This is a genomic window from Methanobrevibacter sp. (assembly GCF_045586545.1).
Classification (GTDB): domain Archaea; phylum Methanobacteriota; class Methanobacteria; order Methanobacteriales; family Methanobacteriaceae; genus Methanocatella.
Map to the genome: position 1 here is coordinate 1 of NZ_JAZNAN010000110.1, position 4,337 is coordinate 4,337.

Genomic DNA, 4,337 nt, shown 5'->3' on the forward strand with positions numbered 1-4,337 from the left:
AAATATGAATCGATTAAATAAATAATTGAAGAAATATAATAATTTTTTACAACATAGTAATACTTTAGAAAATAAATAAAAAATCTTTAAATATAAAAAAATAGACATATAATACAAATTAGCAAAATTAAATATTATAAAATAAGTTTTTTGATAAATAATTAAGATTAAAAAGAATATTAATAGATTAAAAGAAGAATTAGATAAATAAAAAAAATAATACTTTTTTATAAAATAATACTACTGATTTAAAAATTTAACCATATGAGTTGTTTCATCGTAGTCATCTTCTTCAATTGTGATTTCATAACCAAGCGATTTCCAGAATGGCAAAGCCGCATCAAGATACCTGTGAGTATGCAAATAAATTTTATCATAACCTGCATTTTTGGCAAATTCTTCCATGTTATTAACCAATTGGCGTGCAAGACCATGTCTCCTATATTCCTCATCAACCATTAATCGCCATATGCTTGCAGTATCATCTTTTGAATAAACCCCTTTGAAAAGATCATAATCAACATCATATGCTCTAATGGCCGCAGTCGCAACTATCTTATCCCCATCCAAAGCTATGAAAAAACTATTGTTTTCAGGTAAAATATAATAATCTCTTATCCCATCAATATCATAATGAAATTTAGGAGTAGGCCCAATTCCATACTCAATCATGATTTGGCCATATAAAAACTCTTTTACGGCACTAATTTCACTTTCTTCATTTTTAACTTCTCTAATTTCAAACTCCATTTTACCATCCCAATAATTCTAAAAAATAAATAAAAGAGAAATAAATATATTTCTCTTATTCTTGTGCAGTTTCAGGATTGAGTAATTTTTCAACGTTTTCCCCAATTAAGTCAAATAATAATACAACAATTAACAATGACATACCTGGGTAGAATGCAAGCCACCAATATCCAGAAGATAAATAGTGCATTGATTCAGACAAGATTACACCAATAGCAGGCTCATGAGGGGGCAAACCGAATCCTAAAAATGTAATTGCGGCTTCGTGCATAATTGCATGAGGGAACATCAGAATGACCCCTACAATGATTTGGGAAACTATTAAAGGTAAAACGTGTTTAAGTGCAATCCAAACTTTACTCCTTCCAAGATTTTCTGCTAAAGCAATGTATTCTTTGGTTTTAATCTCTTTTACCTCTGATCTTAAGACCCTTGCAAGCGGCGTCCAGTGTGTTAAACCTACACCCATAATTACCCCATATACTCCACCACCAAACATGATGGAAACAAGAATAATCAAAAGAATATGTGGTATTGAACCGAATAAATCTATAATCCCTGCAACGCATTCATCTGCAAATTTATTGAAACTTGAAAACAGCCCTAATATGATAGAAATACAAGTACTTACTGCAGATGCAATAAAACCTACCATGATACTTAATCCAAGCCCTGCGATAGTACGCTGAAACATATCTCTTCCCATCCAATCGGTTCCAAAGATATGCTCAAGTGAAGGCATCTGGTTAGCACTAACAAAACTTGTCGAAATATCTCTCATAAAATAACCCGAAACAAATATTGTTGCGATAACTAATGCGGAAAGCACAATAATGACAAGAGTTTTTGTCCTGAGATTAGCCGGGTATAAAAACCATTGTTTTTTATCATCCACTTCTCTTTTCTTAATCACCAAATTCACTCTCCTTAATTCTTGGATCGATTAAATAATAGGAAATATCAGCAAGTAGGTTACCTATAAATACGAATATTGCACTAAATACTACAATTCCTAAAAACAATGGGACATCACTATGAAGACCTGCCGCTACAGCGGTCTGTCCAATACCAGGATATGTGAATACTTGTTCAACAAGCACAGCCCCTCCAAACAATTCACTGAATGACAAGAATTGTAGTGTTACTGCAGGCAACAATATATTTCTTAATCCGTGGTTTTTTACTAAATCCCAACCTTTTTCTCCTCTTGACTTTGCAAACAATACATAATCAGATGATAAAACTTGGATTAATTCATTACGGGTATACATTGCAATTGGCGCCAAACCAACAAGACTCAAAGTTAATGTAGGCAGAACCAATCTTGATGCCCATTCCATGAACGTTGCATCCGTACTCTTTACACCAATCGGCACACCAAATCCTATTGGAAACCATCCTAAATAAACCGCAAATACCATTAAAACAAGCATTCCTACCCAAAAGGAAGGAGCTGATTGAATTGCATAACAATATACTTTAACAGCCTTATCAATCCAAGTACCTTTATTTTTACCGGCAACAACACCCATTGCAAAACCAAGGATTCCGCTTAACAACCATGAAATCGCCATCAACACAATAGATGCAGAAGCTTTATCCCATATAATATCAATAACCGGTGCACGATATATTAGGGAAGTTCCTAAATCAAACTGTACTAAATCTAATAGCCAATGCCAAATTTTTGTAGTTAATGGAACATTAGTACCGAAATAATTTTCAAGAATCTGCCTTTGTGCTTCTGATACTGCAGCTTGTCTTAAATAAGCATTAACTGGATCAATAGGGGATAAATCTAATAATATAAAACTAAAAATTGCAACTACAAGAATTAATATTACAAAACGTATGAATTTGTAACCGAAAAATTTCAATAATTGATTTTTATTCAAAAAGAAACCCCCTTAAAATTTTTTAAAAAAAAATAAAAAAAAGGAAAAATATTTAATTAAGCTGTGGAATTGGTTCTAGTCCACTCACAGATGTTAATTAAAATATCGTTTCCTAAACCGTCAGGTTGTTCACCAATATCGATTCCATCTTTAATGAAGTAGTTGTAGTCGTAGTTTACAAGCCATGCAAATGGAGCGTCACCAGCAGGACCCCAACCTCCACCGTTAACAAGAGCGGATTCAGCCCATAATGCATCTGCTGCACTTAAATCACTTGTATGCATTGCTTCATCCATTAACTTATCGGAATCGGTGTTGTTATATAATCCCGGATTCATGTAGAAGTCATCTGCTTCTTTACTGTGGTATTGTTGATAGATTGATTTGTATGGATCTGGTGAAGTTTGTTGCATTACTGCAGCTGAGGAGTACATATTAGCATAAATAGTATCCCAATCAGCACCAACTAAGTTTACTTCAATTCCAATTTCTTTTGCTTGTTCAGCAAATACTGTTGCTAGAGATTGTCTGTCAAGGTAATCTGGTGGGTAGTATAAATCAAATGACGCTTTCATACCGTCTTTTTCTACGATTCCATCACCGTCAGTATCTTCCCATCCACCTTCTTTTAATATTTCTTTTGCTCTGTCCACATCACCATCTTGAACTTTGGCATCAGGATTTGCATAATCTCTTGTATCTACACTAGTATATTCAGGAGTAGCATGTCCAGAGAATACGTCATCACACATAACTTGACGGTTAACACCGACATTTAATGCTTCTCTGATTGCTTTATCAGCAGTAACATTGTTACCAATTTTGTAACCTCCAGGACTTACTGCACCGGTATCTTGTTGGTAAGGGAAGGATATACCTTGTGCTCTTCCTGCTGATTTTTCAACAAATTGATATCCGTCAACAGTTTGGTTTAATGCAGAAGTTGCTACAGGAACTACATCAACATCACCGGATTTAGCTAATTCTAACCAAGTTGCTTCTTCAGGGAATAAAATTGTAACTTGAGTGAAGTATGGTTTGTCACCATAATAGTTATCATTGATTTTGAAAATAGCTTGTTGACCTTTATCCCAGTGGTCTAATACATATGGTCCAGTACCAATTGGGTTGGAACCATAAGTTTCATTGTCATATGAATCTGAAGGTACAATACCAACATATCTTAAATCATAGATAAATGTTGATCTAGGTTCAACTAATGTAAATTCAACAGTTTTTGAATCTATAGCTGTAACTTTTTCAATGTTTGTTAAATCAAGTTCAGATTCAGTTTCTTTTGCGGTGTTGAATGTGAATGCTACATCTTCAGCATCGAAAGTAGAATTATCTGAAAATTTAACATCATCTCTTACATGTACAGTCCAAGTTTTTCCATCGTCACTAATTGAATAATCAGTAGCAAGATCAGGAACAATATCTCCATTTTTATCTGTTTTAAATAAACAACTTTGTACTAAAGGATTATAATTCTGGTGTCCGCAACCCCAACCAACAAGTGGGTTGAAACCAGCATCAGGTTCTTTAATATTACTGTGTGCTGCTACAGTTAAGTGAGTCGGATCATCATCATGAGAACCACCCATTAATGCAAAAGCACCAACAATAATAATAAGAAGTGCTGCGATAGCACCAATAATCATCATTGTTTTTTTATCCATAACTTTTCACCAT

4 protein-coding genes are annotated in these 4,337 nt (G+C 33.9%); all 4 read right to left on the bottom strand.

The window, feature by feature from the left end; genetic code table 11:
• Nucleotides 1–240 precede the first annotated feature (240 nt).
• From ACKI3D_RS08180 to ACKI3D_RS08195, 4 genes are read right to left on the bottom strand one after another with little or no spacing between them, the layout of a single operon-like run.
• Nucleotides 241–750: a GNAT family N-acetyltransferase gene (locus ACKI3D_RS08180; RefSeq protein ID WP_407393588.1), complete on the bottom strand. Its 510-nt coding sequence runs from the start codon at nucleotides 748–750 to the stop codon at nucleotides 241–243.
• Nucleotides 751–805: 55 nt separating this feature from the next.
• The gene (locus ACKI3D_RS08185) at nucleotides 806–1,663 is read right to left on the bottom strand and encodes an ABC transporter permease (protein WP_407393589.1); all 858 of its coding nucleotides are present in this window, start codon (nucleotides 1,661–1,663) and stop codon (nucleotides 806–808) included.
• A complete protein-coding gene (locus tag ACKI3D_RS08190; RefSeq protein WP_407393591.1) occupies nucleotides 1,656–2,645 on the bottom strand; it encodes an ABC transporter permease in 990 nt (329 codons plus the stop codon). Before ACKI3D_RS08190 ends, ACKI3D_RS08185 begins: the two co-directional genes overlap by 8 nt.
• Before the next feature lie 56 nt (nucleotides 2,646–2,701).
• Nucleotides 2,702–4,324, bottom strand: coding sequence for an ABC transporter substrate-binding protein (locus ACKI3D_RS08195; RefSeq protein WP_407393592.1), 1,623 nt, complete (start codon nucleotides 4,322–4,324; stop codon nucleotides 2,702–2,704).
• Nucleotides 4,325–4,337: the final 13 nt, after the last annotated feature.

Bases quoted from the DNA above. Each gene is read 5' to 3' on its own strand.
- ACKI3D_RS08195 (WP_407393592.1), bottom strand. From the start codon at position 4,324: ATGGATAAAAAAACAATGATGATTATTGGTGCTATCGCAGCACTTCTT.
- ACKI3D_RS08180 (WP_407393588.1), bottom strand. From the start codon at position 750: ATGGAGTTTGAAATTAGAGAAGTTAAAAATGAAGAAAGTGAAATTAGT.